This window comes from Streptomyces tsukubensis, from assembly GCF_003932715.1.
Classification (GTDB): Bacteria; Actinomycetota; Actinomycetes; order Streptomycetales; family Streptomycetaceae; genus Streptomyces; species Streptomyces tsukubensis.
This window is the reverse complement of sequence record NZ_CP020700.1, coordinates 2,096,011-2,117,431: the sequence shown is the minus strand read 5'-3', so window position 1 is coordinate 2,117,431 and position 21,421 is coordinate 2,096,011. Positions and strand designations below refer to the sequence as shown.

At 66.5% G+C, this 21,421-nt stretch carries 5 protein-coding genes; 2 read left to right on the top strand and 3 right to left on the bottom strand.

Annotated elements, in window-relative coordinates; genetic code table 11:
• Nucleotides 1-18 precede the first annotated feature (18 nt).
• Nucleotides 19-7,701, bottom strand: coding sequence for an RHS repeat-associated core domain-containing protein (locus B7R87_RS07790; RefSeq protein WP_045853111.1), 7,683 nt, complete (start codon nt 7,699-7,701; stop codon nt 19-21).
• A gap of 714 nt (nt 7,702-8,415) precedes the next feature.
• Here B7R87_RS07790 and B7R87_RS07785 point away from each other — a divergent pair.
• Nucleotides 8,416-11,643 carry a hypothetical protein gene (locus B7R87_RS07785; RefSeq protein ID WP_045853112.1) on the top strand — a complete coding sequence of 1,076 codons (3,228 nt, stop codon included), beginning with the start codon at nt 8,416-8,418 and terminating at the stop codon, nt 11,641-11,643.
• Between the two features lie 112 nt (nt 11,644-11,755).
• On the opposite strand, the gene B7R87_RS07780 is transcribed toward B7R87_RS07785, so the two are convergent.
• The gene (locus B7R87_RS07780; RefSeq protein WP_130584578.1) at nt 11,756-12,451 is read right to left on the bottom strand and encodes a hypothetical protein; all 696 of its coding nucleotides are present in this window, start codon (nt 12,449-12,451) and stop codon (nt 11,756-11,758) included.
• A gap of 57 nt (nt 12,452-12,508) precedes the next feature.
• On the opposite strand from B7R87_RS07780, the gene B7R87_RS07775 reads away from it, so the two are divergent.
• Nucleotides 12,509-12,961 carry a DUF5959 family protein gene (locus B7R87_RS07775; protein WP_040916463.1) on the top strand — a complete coding sequence of 151 codons (453 nt, stop codon included), beginning with the start codon at nt 12,509-12,511 and terminating at the stop codon, nt 12,959-12,961.
• A 95-nt stretch (nt 12,962-13,056) separates the two neighbouring features.
• Here B7R87_RS07775 and B7R87_RS07770 read toward each other — a convergent pair whose 3' ends face one another.
• Nucleotides 13,057-20,799 carry a polymorphic toxin-type HINT domain-containing protein gene (locus B7R87_RS07770; protein ID WP_006349611.1) on the bottom strand — a complete coding sequence of 2,581 codons (7,743 nt, stop codon included), beginning with the start codon at nt 20,797-20,799 and terminating at the stop codon, nt 13,057-13,059.
• Nucleotides 20,800-21,421: the final 622 nt, after the last annotated feature.

The window sequence follows — 21,421 nt, the reverse complement described above, 5'->3', positions numbered from 1 at the left end:
GGAGGGTGCTGGCCAAAGCTACTTGACGTGCGATCTCAGTGGAGCCCAATCAGGAATCTTGAGCTGGTCCGTTATGTCTCTTCCGTTGCTCCAGAATTTGATGGTATTCCATTCCCGCTCGCCGCGTCTCACTGATTCCCCGAGATGGTACATCTCCTTTTGTGTGGTGAGCCAGTTGTCGCCGGCGCCTTCTCGATAGAAGTCCTCGAACAGCTCCTGAGGCGTGGGCGGGGAATTGTCCTTCTTCTTGTTCGTCAGACGGAAGCCGTCCATGACCACATGGATGGTCCTCGTGGGCTGCTCATGGGCAACGTCCCGTACCGCGGCGAGTGCGTCGTCCCGCGACAGGTCCATGAAGTGCTGGTAGTCGTTGTCCTTGGCGACCTTGCGAATGTTGCCCTCGTCCGCCAGTCCCAGTACCACGTCCTTGCAGTTGTGGACGAGAAGGGAGGACGCTCCCGCCAGCACGTAGTAGGTGCTGAGGTCGCTGACGGTGAGGTTGTGAACGGTTGACCGAGTGGTCCAGCGCTCGACCGCGGAGATCTGGACCAGCGTCCCGGTTCCGGTCCGCAGCCAGTTGCCCGACTTCAGATCGGTGGCGTTGATCCACTCGTTCAGCTCGGGTACCCAGAACGGGTGTCCGTCGGTGGCGGTGACCGTCGCGGTGGCCGAGCCCTTGGCGCCGTCGGTGTCGATGGTGACCTCGACGAGGTTCTTGCTGCCTTCGCCCTTGATCTCCGCAGTGACCGTCTCGATTGCGGTCTCGCCGGTCTTGGGGTCGGTGGCGATGACCTTGTCGCCGTTCTTGACCTCTTCGATCGGCTTGGTGGTTCCGTCGGCCATGACGACGCGAGTGCCGGGAACGAAGCTGTTGTTCGGGTTCTTGCAGCTGCCACCCGACGAGCGCTTGCTGGGCGAGTCCTCCCTCTTGGCCTGCTGCCTGGCCCGGTTGATCGGCTTCTCGGCCTTCTTCGCCGCGGCCTTCTTCGTTTTCTGTACGGCGTTTCCGGTCTTCTGAGCCGCCTTCTTCGCGGCTCTCAATTTGGCTTGCTCAGCTTTCTTCTTCTTCAGCTGTGCTGCCTTTTCCGCTGCCTTCTTCTTGGCTTCGGCTGCCTTTCTTGCCGCTTCTTGTGCCTTGCGGGCGAGTTCGATGATCTGGCGGGCCTTCTCCTGGGCCTTCTTGAAGGCGGAGATGGCTCCGGCGATGCGACTGACGGCGTTCCAGACCTTCTTGGCCGCGCTGAAGACCTTGGTCCACGGCAGGGCGTCGATGATCATGCGGCCGCAGGCCCACAGGTCGCCCCGGGAGAAGCAGGCGATCATGTCGTCGTAGCCGATGAGGCCCTTGAGGAGGGACCAGCCGGCGTCCGCGATGACGCTGGACATCGAGCGGTTCTGCTCCGCCTGCGCCCAGGCCAGCTCGCCCTTGGACGGGCCACCGTGTTCGTCGCCCTTGTAGTTGCTGCTGGCGCCGCCGCCCTGGGCCGCGGAAACCAGACCGGTCGGGTCGGCAAAGGTGACCGGGTTGTTCTCGCTGTAGGAGTAGCCGTTGATCTGAACGGGATCGGCGATGTCGATCATCGGGTCCGACGAGATGAAGCGGCCGGTGGCCGGTTCGTACTCGCGTGCCCCCAGATGGACGAGCCCGGTCGAGCTGTCGTCGTCTCCACCGACGTAACCCTTGTGGGAGCGCCAGCTGGTGCTCTCGTTCCGTTCGACGCCGAAGGGGTCCTTCTTGGCGAATTTGACCGGGCTGCCGCCGGACAGGCCCACGTTGATGTGGGCGGTGCCCTGGTGGTCCGTGATCTGGACGGAGAGTTCGCTGGTGCCGGTGCCCAGGACGTGGCGCATCACGGTGGGTGCGCCGGGCTGGGCGTAGTAGCGCTCGGTGTAGGAGTGCAGTCCGCTGCTGGTGGCGACGGTGGTGTCACCCAGGAAGAGCGTGGTCTCGCCCGAGGTGATCGACATCAGGCGTTCGCCGCCGGGCCCGTAGATGTAGCGGGTCTCGTCGGCGGGCTTCCAGGACTGGCCCTCACTGGCCGTGGTGTCGCAGGCCGTGAGCTGGAGGTCGGTGCCGACCGTGGCGTTCGGTGCGGTGAGGCACTTTCCGCTGGCGACGTGCTTGAGCTTCTTGCCCGTGGCGACCGTGGTCCACTGCTGGGCCGCGGCGCCGGTGCAGTCCGCGATCACGGCGGCGATCCCGTCGGCGCCGGGGACGACGCACTTGCCCAGCACCTTCAGCGCACCCACGGTCGGGTCCGCGACGGTGGCGTCGATGCGGAACTTCTGGGCCTTGCTGCCGTTGCAGGTGTAGAGCTGAACCGCGGTACCCGCCAGGGTCAGTCCCCCGGCCAGGTCGAGGCACTTGCCTGCCAGTCCGGTCCAGGCTCCGGAGCCTTCGCCGAAGCCGGTGATCTTCTCGGCTTTGCCGTCCCAGGTCCAGGTCAGGGTCTGGCCGACGCCGCCGTCCGACCGGGTGTCCATGTTCCCGGACTTGTCATAGGTGCGGACCGACGGCTTGGTGACCTGGGCCCCGGCCTCCGTCTTGTAGGTGGTGGAGGTGCCGGTCAGGGTGTGCGGCTGGGTGCCGTCGGCCTTTCCGTAGCTGTAAGTGGTGGTGGCGTTCTTGGTGGCGTCACCGGCCGGGTCGTGCTTGACCAGCTTGGTCCGCTGGCCCAGCTCGTCGTAGGTGTACGACTGCCAGTACCCGGAGTTCGCTGCGGTGACATTCTTCGTGCCACCCGGGTACTCGGGCGCCGCGCCCTGCTGGCCTGCCGCCTGGCAGGTGCTGGGGGCGGTCCAGGCCTGGGTGAGCTGGCCGATGGTGTCGTAGGTGAAGCACTGCCGGTCGGTGACCGCGTTCCAGCGGTCTGCGATCGACGTGATGTTGCCCGCCGGGTCGTACTCGTACGACCGGGCGTTCACCCGCGTCCCGGTCACGGTGGAGGTGTCGCTCGTCGACTGGCGGTCGACGAGGCTCTGCTCCAGGGCGCCGGTGTTCTCGTTGAAGATGTTGGTGGTCCACACCCGGTTCGGGTTGTTCCCGCTGACCGTGCGCACGACCTGGCCGTAGACGCTGTACTCGGCGTCGGTCGTGTACCACTCCTTGCCGGAGGTGGACACCGGAAGACCGTCCGCGTTGTACCGCGTGATGATCTTCTCCGCAGCCAAGGCGCCCGCCGCGGGAAGCATGGTCTCCCGCAGTTGCCCGCCCTTGGTGTAGCTGAAGGTGTAGTTGTAGGTCTTCTGCAGACCGTGGGTGGTGGCGATGCTGTCCGGCAGGGTCAGCTTCTTACCGGTGGGCTGGTAGTCGGCGTTGTAGCCGGTGATCTCACTGGTGTAGGGCAGGTTGTCGGTGTAGCGGGTGGCACTGGCCGGGAGGCCGACAGCGCCGGTGATCGTGTCGTAGGTGCTGGTCTGGAGAAGGTCGCCCGTGCTGCTGTTCAGCCGCTGTTCGACCGGGCGCGACAGCTCGTCGTACTTCGACCACACCTTCACCCCCCGCCCGTCCATGGAGATGACGGGGCGGTCGGCGGTGTCGTACTCGGTGCTGCTGGTGCCGGCGTCCGGATCGGTCGAGGAGGTCAGCCGGCCTCGGACGTCGTAGGTCCAGGACCACTTGTTGCCCTTGGGGTCCTTGGCTTCGATCAGATCGCCGCGGGCGTCGTACTTGAAGTGGGTGGAGCGGAACGCGGTCCGCGCCGGGTCGGTGAACGTGTCCACCCGTACGGTGCGGCCCATGGCGTCGGTGTACGTGCGCTGCGATGCCGCGCCGGTGGGTTCGATGCTGACCGAGTAGTCGTAGCCGAACTGCGAACGGTTCGCCTTCTCGGGCTTCTCGACCCCCGCCTCGTACGGCGTCTCCTGGAGGATGCGGCCGAGTGCGTCGTACTTGTAGAGGGTGGCGTTGGGGATCTTCGTGTCGGACGCGTCGGTCGGCTCGTACATCACCGGCTGCGGGTCGCCGCCGGAGTAGTAGCCGTTGTTCGTCCGGCTGATCGTTCCGTTCGGACCGTAGAAGATGTCCGTGATCAGACGGCCCTTCCCCACGGCCGCGTCCTGCTTCTGGCGTTCGCGGCCCAGGCCGTCGTAGAAGATGTACGAGCTGACGTACCGGGAGCCCTCGCCCTCCTTCAGCAGCTCGGAGCGGACGGAGATCGGGTCGCCGGGCTTGGCGTAGTAGGTGAACTTCGCCGCCGGCTCACCGGCCGTGTTGGTCGGGCCCCAGGCCTTCACGGTGCGGCCGAGGCCGTCGTACTCGAAGGTGGTGACACGGCCGTTGGGGTCGGTCTCCTTCAGTGCGGTGGCCCGGCCGGGCTCGACCTCGCTGGTGGAGGTGTGCTGCTTGGCGTTCTTCGTTTTAACGGAGTAGACCTGCCCCGTGGCCGGGATGTACTCGGTCGTGCTGGTGTTGTTCGCCGCGTCCGTGGCGCTGACCGGGCGGGCCAGGGAGTCGTAGGTGACCTCCGAGTCCTTGTCCCAGCTACCGCCGTCCTTGCTGACCGTCCACGTGGTGGTGGCCAGGCCGTCGGTCGGGGTGGCGCCGTAGGCGAGGGTGTCGTAGGCGACCCGGGAGCCGGAGATCCACGCCGAGGCCGGCGGCTCGGGGGCGGTGCCCGTCGGGCAGGGCCCGGCGGTGGTCAACGACTGCTTGGAGAGGCCGATCAGGTGTTTGGCGGTGTTGTGGACGTACTCGATCCGCGAGCACGTCTCGTCACCCGTGATGCCGGTGTCGCCCTGGGATTCGACTTCGTAGGGCAGGCCGTAGGTGTTGTCGTGCTTCGACTCGGTCCGGACCGTCCGCCAGACGCGAGTGTCGTCCTCGGTGGTCGGATCGGAGTCCGTCCGGGTACCCGACGACATCGTCGACGTGACGCTGTAGCTCTCCATGACCCGGTAGGCCTTGAGGTCCGGGATCCCGTCACCGCGGGCCCGGGAGGCAAGGACCTTGTTCCACGGGTAGTCGACGTCGCGCGTCAGCGCGAGGCCGCCGACCTTGGTGTACGTGATCGTCTCCGCGACCCGGCCCTGGTAGGGGAGGAGGTCGCGGGCGATGTCGTAGCCCTGGCTGTCCTTGACCACGACATCACGGACCGGGTTCCCGGTCCCGGGCAACTTGTCGCCGTCCATGCCCCGGAAGTAGCGGGTCTCCGACATGGAGCGTTCACTGCCGGTGTAGGGGTCGGCGGAGTCGGCGCCGGAGATCGTGCGGACGATCTCGTAACCCCGCCACTGGTCGTACGTCCGGGTCTTCTTCTTCGAGAACTCGGCCTGGTTCAGTGCCCAGCCCGCGCCCTTGCGCTTGGCCGCGTCGGTCTCGTCGTACTCGTACGTCGTCGACGTCGGCTCCACACCACGGACGTTGGGAAGTTCCTCGACCTTGGCGATGACGTACTTGTTGAACCAGCTGATCTTCTCGTCGGCCTTGTCCGGGTCCGGATGCCAGTAGGCGGGGAAGCACAGTCCGGTGTTCGTGTGCGTCGCGGGGAAGTTCTTGCCGCTCTGGCAGGCGCCGGTGGGAGCCTTGTAGGTGACGACGGTCTCGCCGCCGTACTCGTTGACCACCCGGCTGATCCGCAACCGGTCGAAGATCGGGTTGTTGTCCTTCTTCTCCGGCGGACCCGCGTCGACGACTTCCTTCACCCGGTTCGGCATGGACTGGGTGTTGGCGACGAAGGTGACCGGGTTGAGCTGGACACCCTCGTTGTCGTTGACGCCGTAGCCGGTGCGGGTGACCGAGTTGAGCCAGAGGGCCGTGCCCTCGTCGGTCTTCTCGTGCGGCAGCGACTGGGCCAGCTTCCAGTTGTCCACCTTGTGCAGGGCCGTCGAGCCCTGGACCCGCTGGGTGTACGTGGTGACCGCGGCGAGGCGCTTGCGGGACCAGAAGCTGGGGACCGGGACGTAGCACTCCTTGCCCGTGGCACCCGAGCAGTACAGGTCGGCGGGGGTGTCGTACCAGATCCGGTTCTTCGCCCAGTCACCCGAGGCGAAGTTGGCGTCGGTGCACTGCATCCCGTCCTCGACGTAGCAGCGCTCCTCGGTGGAGAACATGACGCGGGCGATCGGGTCGCCGGTGTAGATCGCGTTGTCGCGCTGGCCGTAGTCGATTCGGCTCAGGTAGCCGCCGCGGTCGTAGGCGACGGGCTTCTTGAACTTGAAGTTCTGGGCGTAGTGGTTCTGCTCCTGCTTCCACCACAGGGACATGGCGTTGCCGTGGACGTCGACGACGTAGTCGAGGTTCCAGCGCCAGGCCTGCTGGCAGAAGGAGTTCGCGTAGGTCGCGTTGTAGCAGGGTTCGCCGGGCTGGTTGCCGGAGACGGGGACGGTGAAGGCGGAGTTGGTGGTCTCCTTGCCCGTCGTCCAGCCCGGGAGCTTGTTGCGGCCGAACCAGTACTGGGTGCCGTCACGCGTGGTGACCTTCCAGTACTCGTTGTCCGCGTCGCCGTTCGCGAAGTCGGGGTTCTTCGCCAGCTCGACCTTGGAGCCGTCGCCGTTGGCGGTGACCCACTTGTCGGAGTGCGGGGTGGCCTTGTCGGAGTCGTCCAGCACCAGCTCGGTCGTCGACCCGCCCAGGGTCAGGACCGCGTTGTACGAGCCCCAGCACAGGTCCGCAGTCTTCTTGGTGTTGTTGCCACCGGTGCGGTCGTCACGGCAGGACTTGTACGTCCGGGTGATGGAACCCGGGTTGTAGTCCCAGCCGTCACCGACCCACGAGGGCTGGTTGTTCGTCGACGACGTGGCGCCGTCCACGGCCTGCGAGTTGTAGCCGAAGCCCAGCGCGGGCGACGGCCCGGCAGGCACCGACGGGGTCTGCATCGCATAGTTGTAGGTGAAGGCGCCGGCGCCGTTGCCCGCGGACCAGGAGCCCGCGCTCGGGATCGGGGTCGCGGAGAAGTCGCCCTTCGCACCGCTGCCGCTTGATGTCGCCACCAGCACCGAGGCGCCGGCGGAGGCCGCCGTTACGGCGGACATCGGCGCGGCCGCTGCCTTCGCGCTCATCGCACGGGCGGCCGGGACCGGCGGAGTGACCGGGTCGGTCAGGGACGCGACGTTGATCGTGGCTTCGATCTGCCGCTCGCCGTCGATGATGTTGTCACCGGCGGTGTCACCGGTCTTGGGCTTCACCACGTTCTCGGTGTCGACCTCGACCGGCTCCGAGCAGGCTTCGACCTCCGGTGTCGTCAGGAAGCAGCCCGGGAACTGCAAGATGTTGAGCCGGTCGGCCCAGTTCGCGCCGTACAACTCGGCAAACTCGGTGTAGTCCAGCGCGACGACGGCCTTGCCCGCGGCGGTCGACGGCGGGGTCACGGTGAAGGCGAAGCCCTCGATGTTCCGCGCCTCGGTCTGCGCCGGATCCGCGAGCGCAACCTGCCAGTTGCCTTCGAGAGCGGTCGTTTCGGCGGGGGTGGCGTTCTGCGGGGCTCCGATTTCGAGCGGGGTGGTGCCGATCTGCACCGTCTGCCCCGGCGTCAGCGCGGTCAGCGTCCGCGCGGCCGGCGGCACCGCGGCCGGGGCCGCGGTCTTCTTCGGCTCGAACTCCGGCTCGGTCGGGATCTCGGCGGTCGTCAGGTTTTCGAGATTCCCGCCGTTGACCCCCGGCACCGGGGGCGGCTTGGGAATGTCGGTCAAGTCCACCCCCGCCCGGTCGGTTGGTGGTGGCAGCGCACTGGCGCCCGGTACCAGCCCCACAGTCAGGGCCATGGAAACCACCGCGACCACACCTAGTCGCAGGCGTAGGCGGCGGTTCCTCTCAGATCTGGTGTCCGGGAGTCTCCCCCGGCCACTCCACGACAGCGATTCACCCACAGCGCCGCAGCCCTCCCCAAAGGTTCGGAATCAGCTTCCGGGCAGCACGAACAGGCCTGACCGGTCCCTGACACGTCTGTATCCGCGGCATCGTCGTTCAGCAATCCGTCACCCGTCAATCACAGAAAATCCATGAGGTGTGATATGTGTCACCTGAATTCAGGTGTGTGATCAGAGGTGATGGGAGAGGGGTGTGAATTCGGGCGAGGTGCTGCATGTATCGCCAAATGCGCGCCGGTTCGACCTTTTCGGATGCACCTTCCGTAATGGTGGCCAATGGGTCGGTGATGGTCCGATTAGGGGTGGATTCCTCCCTGATCGGCGAAGGTTGACCGGCTCTCCGATGACCGCCTTGGGCCGTCGAAGGTTCCCCGATTCCACTGAAAATTCAGTGAGGCTATTACCGCGTAATTCTCACGGGGTGTACACGCCAAGTCGCTGATCCGTCATGCTGGCTGGCGCTCTCTCCCGGTCGGGACGGCGGCAATTTTCGTCTGTGCTGCCCGTGGCCGGGCTGGATCAATTCGGCGAGATCGTCACGGCATTCGCCTTCCGGACGGCTGTGTCCGGATGGGCCGGCTGCCGTCCAGGGGAGGGGATTCCAGCACCGTGGAACGTCCACGATTGACCCGGGGACTGCCCCGGCGCGCGACGGCGGGGGTGGCGGCCGTACTGGCCGCGGCGCTCGGCGTCACCCTGTTGATGCCCGACGGCACCGACGACGGGCCTGCTCCGGCCGAGCGGGCTCCGGCCAAGGCCGACAAGGCTCGTTCGGGTGGTGAGCCGCTGGACGAGAAGGCGGCGCGGGAGAAGGCGATGCGGACCGGGAAGCCGGTCGAGGTCGTCGCCCTGCGGGGCGCCACGTCGACCACGCATGCGCTGCCGGACGGGAAGTTCCGGCTGACCACGGGAGCGGCGCCGGTCCGGGCGAAGGTCGACGGTAAGTGGCTGCCGATCGACACGACGCTGAAGAAGACCGATGACGGCTGGCGTCCGAAGGCGACGGTCAACCCGGTCACCTTCCACAGCGGCAAGAAGCTGAAGAAGAAGGGCGAGCGGAGCAGCCGCGGCTATGCGCGGGTGCCGCTGGCGGCGTCCCCGGACGGCCAGTACGCCGACCTCGCGACCTTCACGGCGGAGGGCCGGGAGCTGACGGTGGGGTGGCCGGGTGAGCTGCCGGAGCCGAAGGTCAGCGGCGCGAGCGCGCTCTACGAGAACGTGTTCGACGGTGTGGACCTGCTGTTGACCGCCCGGGACACCGGCTTCACCCATGTCCTGGTCGTCCACAGTGCGAAGGCTGCTGCCAACCCGGCGCTGAAGAAGATCTCGTACCAGTTGTCGTCGCCCGATCTTTCGTTCTCGCTGAACGAGAAGAACGACGTGCTGACGGTGAAGGACCCCCAGGGTGTGGAGGTCGGCGGTTCGCCGTCGCCGTTCATGTGGGATTCGAGCGGCAAGCCGGCCGTTACCCAGGGCGAGCCCGCCACGGATGTGGAGGCCAAGGCCGGGGGTACCTTTGCCCTCACCGGTCTCCTCGGGCCGCAGATCGGGACCAAGCGTGCCCCCGCCGACGCCTCCCTGACCGGTGGCGGAACCGGTGACGCCGTACTGTCCGTGGCTCCGGACCAGTCCCTGTTGACCGGGAAGGACACGGTCTACCCGGTCTTCATCGACCCGCCGCTCTACGGCAAGACCGCCGCCTGGACCACCGCCTACGAGCGGTACCCGACCTCCAGTTTCTGGGACGGCGCCAACTTCAACTCCGGGACGACGGAGGGCCGGGTGGGCTACGAGTCCACCACCGGCGGACTCTCCCGCTCCTACTACCGGCTGACGTGGACCACGAGCATCAAGGGCGCCACGATCGTCAGCGCCTCCTTCCGGTTCCGGCAGACCTACTCGTGGTCGTGCTCGCCGTCGGAGATGGATGTGCACCAGACCGGGGACATCTCTTCCGCCACCACCTGGGCCGAGCAGCCCACCGCTGGCACCCACATCGGGACGAAGAACTTCGCGCACGGCTGGAACTCCTCCTGCCCCGACGCGTACGTGACGTACGACGCCAAGTCCATCGCGCAGAGCGTCGCCGCCAACTCCGGGCACACCAAGCTCACCATCCGGATGAAGTCCAAGAACGAGTCGAAGACCTCCGGCAACGCCAATTCCTGGAAGAAGTTCGTGGCCGAGGGGGCGTCGGCGCCGCAGCTCACGATGGACTACCGGAGGGCCCCGAAGGAGCCGACCGGGCTGACGGTCAACAACAGGGCGTGTGACACCTCCTCCCCGTACCCGACCTACGGCAAGGGCACCCTGACCTTCGCCGCCGGCAGCTCCGACCCCGACGGTGACCTGAAGTACCTGCAGTTCCACGTCTGGCGCCAGGACGCCGCCACGCCTGCGGTCTTCAACGACACCGTCCCCGCCAGCTCCACCACGGGCAAGGGCAGCATCCCCCTCGACAAGGCGAAGTTCGTCAACGGCAAGACCTACCTCTGGCTCGTGAAGGCGATCGACGGAGCCGGCACCTCCTCCACCTGGGCCCCCGCCGGCAGCGCCATCTGCGGATTCGTCTACGACGACACCGCACCCAGCTCCCCGGACGTCACCTCAACCGACTTCCCCGAGGACGACGGCAACGGCAGCGTCTGGAGCACGCTGAAGTTCGGCACTCCGGGCAAGTTCGTCATCAAGCCCGATCCCACCGGAGGCGCCGGGACCGACAAGTTCTACTGGTCCTTCAACCGCGAGTCCTTCGTCGCCGAGCGCAGCGCGACCGTGGCCCAGGGGGCTGCCGGGATCACGCTGAGCCCGCCGAACGCCGGGCCGAACATCCTCTACGTCAAGGCCGCCGACGTCGCGGGCAATATGTCGCTGACGTCGACCCGCTACACCCACTACGTCACTCCGCGGGACAAGGCCGACGCGCCCGGCGACGTGACCGGTGACGGCACCCCGGACCTCTATGTCATCGACGCAACCGGCGACCTCCGCCTCTACCCCGCCGAACCGAACGGTGACCTCCACTCCTCCCTGAAGGCGGCGCACGACGACGGCCGCGCCATCGAGCTGGACGAGGACGAGGACGGCAAACCCGACTACGGCTACCACTGGGTCGACGACACCGGGAACAACCCCGCCCTGATCACCCACAACGGCGACTTCGTCGGCGGCGACGGAATCCAGGACCTGGTCGCCCGGATGCCCGACGGCAAGCTCTACATCTACCGAGGCGACGGCTACGGCAGCGTCGACGTCTCCAAGCGCGTCGAAGTCCACATGCCCTCCAACGCGCCCGCGGCCTCCTCCCTCACCCAGATCCTCGCGGTCGGAGATGTCACCAACGACAAACTCCCCGAGGTCTTCGCCACAGCCGGAGACGCCCTCTGGGTCTTCACCGGCTACACCGGCGCCGCCTTCGACACCGCCGTCCAGCTCTCCGCCACCGCCTGGACCAACCGCGACCTGGTCTCCCTCGGAGACCACGACAACGACGGCGCGGTCGACATGGTCTACCGCACCTTCGACAGCGCACGGCTGCTTCTCCGTCACGGCAAGCCCGCCACCGGAGGGGCCGGTACCGACCTCAACTCCCTCGCCAGCGCCGCGAACTCCAAGAACGGCGTCGACGCCCAGTACGGAACCTCCTGGAGCACGGCCAACATCCCCCTGATGACCGGCACACCGGACGTCAACAACAACGGCGTCCCCGACATCTGGGCCGTCACCGGCGCCGAACTCGGCGGCGTCGTCCGCTTCTACGCCAACCTCCCCGCCACCGGCGGCACCTCCACCACCGTCATCACCAGCGACTGGCGGACCAAGAAGGCACTCGGATAGTCCGGACCGACAGGCCGGACGGCCTGGAAGAAGGTTCCTGAAAAGGTCTGTCCCCCACACCGAGACGGTGTGGGGGACAGACATGTTTCCGGGGACGAAGCCCGCGCCCGACTCAGGCGAGTTTGACGAGCTGTGCTTCGAAGACCTTGGTGGGGAAGGTGAGCTTCTTCCCAGGGGTACCCGTGGCGCTGAGGTAGCCGACGGTGGTGCCCTTGCGGAAGACCACAACCTTCACCGGCACGGTCTTCCCGGCCTTCTCGACCTCGGCGGTGTACGCCATGGCCTGCTCGGCGCCCTGGGGCGCGAGGTCGGCCTTCACGTCCGTCAGCTGCTGCGGGGCCCCCTTGACGGAGGCCTCGAACCCGCCGGCGCAGGTCTCCAGCGCCCCGGAGAGCAGCTCCATGGCGGACTGGCCGCCCTGCCCCTCGTACAGCCCGAGCGTGACGGTGGTGGTCACACCGCTGCCGGTGACCTGCTGCCCGGGGGTGGTGGACCGGGTCTTCCCGACGGGCACCCCGGCGAGGGCGTGGGCGACGGGCAGACAGTCCTTGTCGTCGTCGGAGACGGTGACGTCCTTGCCCGTGACCGCGGTGACGCCCGTGGCGGCGACGGTGTGCCCGGGGATGTCCTTCGCCCCGATGGCTGCCTTGGTCAGCCCCTCCTTGGACACGGCTCCGGCGGTGGGACCGCCGCCCAAATCTCCGACTCCGGGCTTGTCGTCCCCCTCACCGCCAGACGTACAGGCGGATACGGCGACGATGCACATGGTCACCGTGGCGACTACCCGAGTAAGCTTCAAAATATTCATTCCCATGAATCCTGCTTTCTTCCTTGAGGCAGCACCAGGTGAACGTTAAGGGGCGATATGGATCTCATCAACTTGTCCGACGGTGGTAACAGTGTCCGATTGCACATTCTCGGGCGTCATCGTCCTGGAATACTTCCCGAGCACGACCTGATGGATGCGTACATCGTCGTGGACAGTGATTTCATCAAGGGGCAGTTCCGGGTCCACTTCTTCCTTTCGAGCTTGGATTTGTGGGCCGCGGCGCTTAAGTCCCTTGAGGGTGGACGGGCGGCTGAATGGCTGGATATGGGAAACGGGTCTGCGATAAGAATCGAATGCCCCAAAAGCGAGAACGACGATTTGGTTGTCTGTGTTGAGGACGCTTCGAGTTCGGGTGCGACTGTGATCGTTCCTATTGCCGTGGAGCGGAACTGGCTACAAGATCACCGCGACCGACTCGGGGCGGCCCTGGAGGCTTGGCCTGCCGAGGTGATCGAGAATTCTCCCGGGTCGTACGAGTGGAAGCGCTGATGTGATTCCATTTGTCGGCCTGTGTGCTCAATGAAGTGTGGGGGCAGGGCCGGTGTAGCGGCCCTGCCCCCATGGACTTCATCCCTGCCGGGTCATCATTGGAAGAATGTCCGGCCCCTGTACCAGCCGGTGTCGTCGAATGCCTCGATTGTCACTGCGAAGGCGACATTGCTGCCGGGTTTGTACTGTGGTGTTGCCGCGTACATGATCGTGTTGCCGGCGTCGACATATGCGGCGATTTCCTTCTCGAACTCGTTCATCGGGCCGTTGTCGATGGCTTCAGTCGTTCTGACGATGTTCGCCCGTGTGTTTCCCGACCCTCCAAGCGCCCTCGGCAGAAGATGTCCGCGGGCGTCGCCGTTTGCCCCACTCACGAAGCCCGGCAGGTCATTACCCATGCTCCGAGTTGCCTTGGTGCCGGTGCCCACCATCGAGGGAGTGACGATTGCGGCGATTCCGGACCGGCGACCGTCGGCGCCGACGGATCCGTAGTCGATATCACCACAGTTGTGAACCAGGACCGGAGCCGCACCTGCCATCACATGGTAGGTGTGGAGGTCGCTGACGGTCAGGTTGTGGACGGTGGCCTGGGCGGTGCGGCGTTCGACCGCGGTGATCTGGACGAGGGTGCCGGCTCCGGTGCGCAGCCAGTTTCCTGCCTCCAGATCAGTGGCGTTGATCCACTCGTTCAGCTCCGGTACCCAGAAGGGGTGGCCGTCGGTGGCGGTGACGGTCGCGGTGGTCGCACCCTTGCTTCCGTCGATGTCGATGGTGACCTCGACGAGCTTCTTGGCACCCGTGCCCGTGATCTCGGCAGTGACGGTCTCAACCGCCGTTTCGCCGGTCTCGGGATCGGTGGCGATCACCTTGTCGCCGTTCTTGACCTCCTCGATGGGCTTGGTCGAGCCGTCCGCCATGAGGACGAGCGTGCCCGGCACAAAACTGTTGTTGGTCTTGCAGCCGGGGTCGGCTCCACCGCCTGAAGAACTCTCGCCGCGGGAGCTCTGATCGCGAGAGCTGCCGCTACGGCTGCTGCTCTTGCTGCTCTTGGCAGGTGCGTCTTCCTTCTTGGCCTGCTGGCGTGCCCTGTTGATGGGCTTCTCGGCCTTCTTGGCCGCGACCTTCTTTGCCTTCTGTACGGCGTTTCCGGTCTTCTGAGCCGCCTTCTTGGCTGCTCTCAGTTTCGCCTGTTCGGCCTTCTTTTTGAGTTGTGCGGCCTTTTCGGCGGCCTTCTTCTTGGCTTCGGCTGCCTTTCTTGCTGCTTCTTGTGCCTTGCGTGCGAGTTCGATGATTGCGCGGGCCTTCTCCTGTGCCTTCTTGAAGGCGGAGATGGCTCCGGCGATGCGGCTGACGGCGTTCCAGACCTTCTTGGCCGCGCTGAAGACCTTGGTCCACGGCAGGGCGTCGATGATCATGCGGCCGCAGGCCCACAGGTCGCCCCGGGAGAAGCAGGCGATCATGTCGTCGTAGCCGATGAGGCCCTTGAGGAGGGACCAGCCGGCATCGGCGATGACGCTGGACATGGAGCGGTTCTGCTCCGCCTGCGCCCAGGACAGCTCGCCCTGCGAAGGGCCGCCGTACTCATGGCCGTTGTAGCCGCTGCTGGCACCGCCGCCCTGGGCGGCGGACATCAGGCCGGTCGGGTCGGAGAAGGTGACCGGGTTGTTCTCGCTGTAGGTGTAGGCGTTGATCTGGATGGGGTCGCCCAGGTCGATCATGGGATCCGCGGAGATGAAGCGGCCGGTGGCCGGTTCGTACTCCCGGGCTCCCAGATGGATCAGGCCGGTGGACGCATCATCGTCTCCGCTGACGTAACCCTTGTGAGAGCGCCAGCTGGTGCTCTGGTTGCGGTCGACGCCGAAGGGGTCCTTCTTGGCGAATTTGACCGGGCTTCCGCCGGACAGGCCCACGTTGATGTGGGCGGTGCCCTGGTGGTCCATGATCTGCACGGACAGTTCGCTGCTGCCGGTGCCCAGGACGTGGCGCATGACCACGGGGGCGCCGGGCTGGGCGTAGTAGCGCTCGGTGTAGGAGTGCAGTCCGCCGCTGGTGGCGACGGTGGTGTCACCCAGGAAGAGCGTGGTCTCGCCCGAGGTGATCGACATCAGCCGCTCGCCGCCGGGCCCGTAGATGTAGCGGGTCTCGTCGGCGGGCTTCCAGGACTGGCCCTCACTGGCCGTGGTGTCGCAGGCCGTGAGCTGGAGATCCGTGCCGACGGTGGCGTTCGGTGCGGTGAGACACTTCCCGGTGGCGACGTGCTTGAGCTTCTTGCCCGTGGCGACCGTGGTCCACTGCTGGGCGGCGGTGCCGGTGCAGTCCGCGATGACCGCGGCGATGCCGTCCGCACCCGGAACGACGCACTTGCCCGCGACCTTCAGCGCACCCTTGGTCGGGTCCGCGACGGTGGCGTCGATGCGGAACTTCTGGGCCTTGCTGCCGTTGCAGGTGTAGAGCTGGACCGCAGTACCGGCGAGCGTGAGACCACCGGCGAGGTCGAGGCACTTTCCGCCGAGTCCGGTCCAGGCTCCGGAGCCTTCACCGAAGCCGGTGATCTTTTCGGCCTTGCCGTCCCAGGTCCAGGTCAGGGTCTGGCCGACCCCGGCGTCGGTCCGGGTTTCCATGTTTCCGGACTTGTCGTAGGTGCGGACGGAGGGCTTGGTGATCTGGGCTCCGGCCTCGTCCTTGTACGTCGTCGAGGTGCCGGTGAGGGTGTGGGGCTGGGTGCCGTCCGTCTTTCCGTAGCTGTAGGTGGTGGTGGAGTTCTTGGTGGCGTCACCGGCCGGGTCGTGCTTGACCAGCTTGGTCCGCTGCCCCAGCTCGTCGTAGGTGTAGGACTGCCAGTAGCCGGAGTTCGCGGCGGTGACGTTCTTCGTCCCGTCCGGGTACTCGGGTGCGGCGCTCTGCTGGCCTGCCGCCTGGCAGGTGCTGGGTGCGGTCCAGGCCTGGGTGAGCTGGCCGATGGGGTCGTAGGTGAAGCACTGCCGGTCGGTCACCGCGTTCCACCGGTCGGCGACCGAGGTGATGTTGCCCGCAGGGTCGTACTCGTACGACCGGGCATTCACCCGCGTCCCGGTCACGGTGGAGGTGTCGCTCGTCGACTGGCGGTCGACCAGGCTCTGCTCCAGGGCACCCGTGTTCTCGTTGTAGATGTTGCTGGTCCACACCCGGTTCGGGTTGTTCCCGCTGACCGTACGGACCACCTGGCCGTAGACGCTGTACTCCGCGTCGGTCGTGTACCACTCCTTGCCTGACGTCGACACGGGAAGACCGTCCGCGTTGAACCGCGTGATGATCTTCTCCGCAGTCAGCGCACCTGCCGCCGGAAGCGTCGTCTCCCGGAGCTGGCCACCCTTCGTGTAACCGAAGGTGTACGAGTAGGTCTTCTGCAGCCCGTGGGTGGTGGCGATGCTGTCCGGCAGAGTCAGCTTCTTACCGGTCGGCTGGTAGTCGGCCGTGTATCCGGTGACCTCACTGGTGTAGGGCAGGTTGTCGGTGTAGCGGGTGGCACTGGCCGGGAGGCCGACAGCGCCCGCGATCGTGTCGTAGGTGCTGGTCTGAAGCAGATCGCCCGTGCTGTTGTTCAGCCGCTGCTCGACGGGTCGGCCCAGCTCGTCGTACTTCGACCACACCTTCGTCCCCCGGGCGTCCGTGGAGAGGACGGGGCGGTCGGCGGCGTCGTACTCGGTCTTTGTCGTGCCGGTGTCCGGGTCGGCCATGGTGGTCATCCGGCCTCGGACGTCATAGGTCCAGGACCACTTGTTGCCCTTGGAGTCCTTGGCTTCGACCATGTCGCCGCGGGCATCAAACTTGAAGTGCGTCGAGCGGAACGCTGTCCGCGCCGGGTCCGTGAACGTGTCCACGCGGACCGTACGGCCGAGCGCGTCACTGTACGAACGCTGCGATGCCGCGCCGGTGGGCTCGACGGCCACCGAGTAGTCGTAGCCGAACTGCGACCGCGAAGCCTTCTCCGGCTTCTCCACGCCCGCCTCGTACGGCGTCTCCTGGAGCACACGTCCCAGGGCGTCGTACTTGTAGAGGGTGGCGTTCGGGATCTTCGTGTCGGACGCATCGGTCGGCTCGTACATCACCGGCTGCGGGTCGCCGCCGGAGTAGTAGCCGTTGTTCGTCCGGCTGATCGTTCCGTTCGGACCGTAGAAGATGTCCGTGATCAGACGGCCCTTGCCGACCGCCGGGTCCTGCTTCTGGCGTTCGCGGCCCAGGCCGTCGTAGAAGATGTACGAGCTGACGTACCGGGAGCCCTCGCCCTCCTTCAGCAGTTCGGAGCGGACGGAGATCGGGTCGCCGGGCTTGGCGTAGTACGTGAACTTCGCCGCCGGCTCACCGGCCGTGTTCGTCGGGCCCCACGCTGCGACCGTACGGCCGAGGCCGTCGTACTCGAAGGTGGTGACCCGGCCGTTGGGGTCGGTCTCCTTCAGCGCGGTGGCCCGGCCGGGCTCGACCTCGCTGGTGGAGGTGTGCTGCTTGGCGTTCTTCGTCTTCACCGAATACACCTGGCCAGTGGCCGGGATGTACTCCGTGGTGCTGGTGTTGCTCACCGCGTCCGTGGCGCTGACCGGACGGGCCAGGGAGTCGTAGGTGACCTCCGAGTCCTTGTCCCAGCTACCGCCGTCCTTGTTCACCGTCCAGGTGGTGGTGGCCAGACCGTCGGTGGGGGTGGCGCCGTAGGCGAGCTTGTCGTACGCGACCCGGGAGCCCGAGATCCAGGTGGAAGCGGCCGGTTCGGTACCGGCGGCCGGGCACGGGCCCGCCGTGGTCAGGGCCTGCTTCGACAGGCCGATCATGTGCTTGGCGGTGTTGTGGACGTACTCCATCCGCGAACACGTCTCGTCACCGGTCACCCCGGTGTCGCCCTGCGATTCGATCTCGTAGGGGAGGCCGTAGGTGTTGTCGTGCTTCGACTCGGTCCGGACTGTCCGCCAGGCGCGGGTGTCGTCCTCGGTGGTCGGATCGGAGTCCGTCCGGGTACCCGACGACATCGTCGACGTGACGCTGTAGCTCTCCATGACCCGGTAGGCCTTGAGGTCCGGGATCCCGTCACCGCGGGCCCGGGAGGCCAGCACCTTGTTCCACGGGTAGTCCACATCCCGTGTCAGGGCCAGTCCGCCGACCTTCGTGTACGTGATCGTCTCCGCGACCCGGCCCTGGTAGGGCAGCAGGTCACGGGCGATGTCGTAACCCTGGCTGTCCTTGACCACGACATCACGGACCGGGTTCCCGGTGCCGGGGAGCTTCTCCCCGTCCATGCCCCGGAAGTACCGCGTCTCCGTCATCGACCGCTCGGTACCCGTGTAGGGGTCGGCCGAGTCGGCGCCGGAGATCGTGCGGACGATCTCGTAACCACGCCACTGGTCGTAGGTACGGGTCTTCTTCTTCGAGAACTCGGCCTGGTTCAGTGCCCAGCCCGCGCCCTTGCGCTTGGCCGCGTCGGTCTCGTCGTACTCGTACGTCGTCGACGTCGGGTGGACGCCACGGACGTTCGGCAGCTCCTCGACCTTGGACACGACGAACTTGTTGAACCAGCTGATGGTTTCGTCGGCCTTGTCCGGGTCCGGATGCCAGTACGCCGGGAAGCAGAGGCCCTTGTTGTCGTGCGTCGCGGGGAAGTTCTCACCGCTCTGGCAGGCACCGGTGGGAGCCCTGTACGTGACGACGGTCTCGCCGCCGTACTCGTTCACGATCCGGCTGATCCGCAACCGGTCGAAGATCGGGTTGTTGTCCTTCTTGCCCGCGTTCGGACCGGACTGGATGACCTGCTTCACCCGGTTCGGCATGGACTCGGTGTTGGCGACGAAGGTGACCGGGTTGAGCCGGACACCTTCCTTGTCGTTGACGCCGTAGCCGGTGCGGGTGACTGAGTTCAGCCAGAGGGCCGTGCCCTCGTCGGTCTTCTCGTGCGGCAGCGACTGCAGCAGCTTCCAGTTGTCCACCTTGTGCAGGGCCGTGGAGCCCTGGACGCGCTGGGCGTAGGTGTCTACCGAGGCCAGGCGCTTACGGGACCAGAAGCTGGGGACCGGGACGTAGCACTCCTTGCCCGTGGCACCCGAGCAGTACAGGTCCGCGGGGGTGTCGTACCAGATCCGGTTCTTCGCGTAGTCACCCGACTCGAAATGCGCGTCGTCGCACTTGAGAGTGCCCTCCGCGTAGCACCGCTCGTCCACGCCGAAGGTGACGCGGGCGATCGGGTCGCCGGTGTAGATCGCGTTGTCGCGCTGGCCGTAGTCGATACGGGTCAGGTAGCCGCCGCGGTCGTAGGCGACGGGCTTCTTGAACTTGAAGTTCTGCGCGTAGTGGTTCTGCTCCTGCTTCCACCACAGCGACATGGCGTTGCCGTGGACGTCGACGACGTAGTCGAGGTTCCAGCGCCAGGCCTGCTGGCAGAAGGAGTTCGCGTAGGTCGCGTTGTAGCAGGGCTCGCCGGGCTGGTTGCCCGAGACCGGGACGGTGAAGGCGGAGTTGGTGGTCTCCTTGCCCGTCGTCCAGCCCGGGAGCTTGTTGCGGCCGAACCAGTACTGGGTGCCGTCACGCGTGGTGACCTTCCAGTACTCGTTGTCCGCGTCGCCGTTCGCGAAGTCGGGGTTCTTCGCCAGCTCGACCTTGGAGCCGTCGCCGTTGGCGGTGACCCACTTGTCGGAGTGCGGGGTGGCCTTGTCGGAGTCGTCCAGGACCAGCTCGGTCGTCGAGCCACCCAGGGTCAGTACCGCGTTGTAGGAGCCCCAGCACAGGTCGGCGGTCTTCTTGGTGTTGTTGCCGCCGGTGCGGTCGTCGCGGCAGGACTTGTAGGTCCGGGTGATGGAGCCCGGGTTGTAGTCCCAGCCGTCACCGACCCACGAGGGCTGGTTGTTGGTGGAGGAAGTGGCGCCGTCCACGGCCTGGGAGTTGTAGCCGAAGCCCAGCGCGGGCGAGGGCCCGGCAGGCACCGAGGGGGCCTGCATCTGGTAGCTGTACGTGAACGCTCCGGCGCCGTTGCCCGCGGACCAGGAGCCCGCGCTCGGGATCGGGGTTGCGGAGAAGTCGCCCTTGGCGCCGCTGCCTGCGGAGGTTGCCACCAGTACGGAGGATCCGGCGGATGCGGCCGTCATGGCGGACATCGGCGCGGCGGCTGCCTTGGTGCTCATCGCGCGGGCGGCCGGGACCGGCGGGGTCACGGGGTCGGTCAGGGACGCGACGCTGACCGTGGCTTCGATCTGCCGCTCGCCGTCCATGACGTTGTCACCGGCGGTGTCACCGGTCTTGGGCTTCACCACGTTCTGGGTGTCGACCTCGACCGGCTCGGAACACGCCTCCACGTCCGGCGTGGTCAGGAAGCAGCTCGGGAACTGGAGGATGTTGAGCCGGTCGGCCCAGTTCGCGCCGTACAGCTCCGAGAACTCGGTGTAGTCCAGCGCGACGACGGCGTTGCCGGTCGCCGACGCGGGAGGCGTCACGGTGAAGGCGAAGCCCTCGATGTTCCGGGCCTCGGTCTGCGCCGGGTCCGCGAGCGCGACCTGCCAGCTTCCCTCCAGCGCCGCGGCCTCGGCCGGGGTTGCACCCTCCGGGGCGCCGACCTCCAGTGGGGTGGTGCCGATCTGCACCGTCTGGCCCGGCGTCAGCGCGGTCAGCGTCCGCGCCGCCGGCGGCACCGCGGCCGGAGCCGCGGTCTTCTTCGGTTCGAACTCCGGCTCCGTCGGAATCTCGGGAGTCGTCAACTGCTCCAGATTCCCGCCGTTCACCCCGGGCACCGGGGGCGGCTTGGGAATGTCGGTCAGATCCACCCCCGCCCGGTCCACCGGCGGCGGCAGCGCACTCGCGCCCGGCACCAGCCCCACAGTCAGGGCCATGGAAACCACCGCGATGACGCCTGCGCGCAGGCGTAGGCGGCGGTTCCTCTCAGCTCTGGTGTCCGGGAGTCTCCCCCGGCCACTCCACGACAGCGATTTCCCCACGGCGGCCGCAGCCCTCCCCAAAGGTCCGGATTCAGTTTTCGGGCAGCACAAAGGGCATGACCCGTCCCTGACATGTCTGTATCCGCCGCATCCTCAGCCAGCAGCAGACGGCCCGTCAATCACACAGTTCACCGAGGGTGTGACAACAGTCACCGAGAATGAGGTGTGGTGATGGGCGTGATGGGAGAGGGGAGAAAAATCGGGCGAGTTATTTCATGGGGCATCAAAGTTGCCCGCTATCGGCGCTTCGGGTGCACCGGCATAGAACACCAGCAATAGTCCGGTGATAGTCCCGCTTGGGGTGGATTCATCCGTACCGAGCGGAGCGGCCGCCATCCCCTTAAAGGACTGCCGACTGCCCCTCAGGGTTCCCGAAGGGGCTTGAAAATTCTGTGAGGGTATTACCGCGTAATAGTCACGAGTGCTGCACGGTGAGTCCCCGTCCGTCATGCTGACTGGCGCTCTCCCCAGGTCAGGGCCTTGTGCTGCCCATGACCGGGTGGAGCGAACTTTCGGA